This window comes from Halohasta sp. A2 (assembly GCF_056175805.1).
In genome coordinates this window covers 1-255 of record NZ_JAQFWV010000313.1, presented here as the reverse complement: position 1 = coordinate 255, position 255 = coordinate 1, and the positions used below count along the sequence as shown (strand labels likewise).

At 47.5% G+C, this 255-nt stretch carries 1 protein-coding gene; it reads right to left on the bottom strand.

The window, feature by feature from the left end; translation table 11 throughout:
• Positions 1-217 (bottom strand): recombinase family protein (locus O2S87_RS19270; RefSeq protein WP_475410266.1); only part of this gene is annotated, 217 nt, incomplete at its 3' end.
• Positions 218-255 lie beyond the last annotated feature (38 nt).

The following is a 255-nucleotide window of genomic DNA, read 5'->3' as shown; positions in this document are numbered from 1 at the left end:
TAGAATATTTGAACCGATACCGAGTCTCAGCGACCGTCTCAAACAACTCATCGCTCACAATTCGATAGTCTTCGACATAGGCTTCGTAATCACCGAGTTGGTATTGGCCACAGTAGAGTTCATTTGCAAGGACTTTCCTGACAGACCAACGGCTCCAGTCCTCACCCCGTTTTGTAGTGATACCACTCTTATTGAGACTGTGCGCCACCTCTGGCATCGAACGTGCCTCGATATAGTCGTTGAAGATTTTCTGGA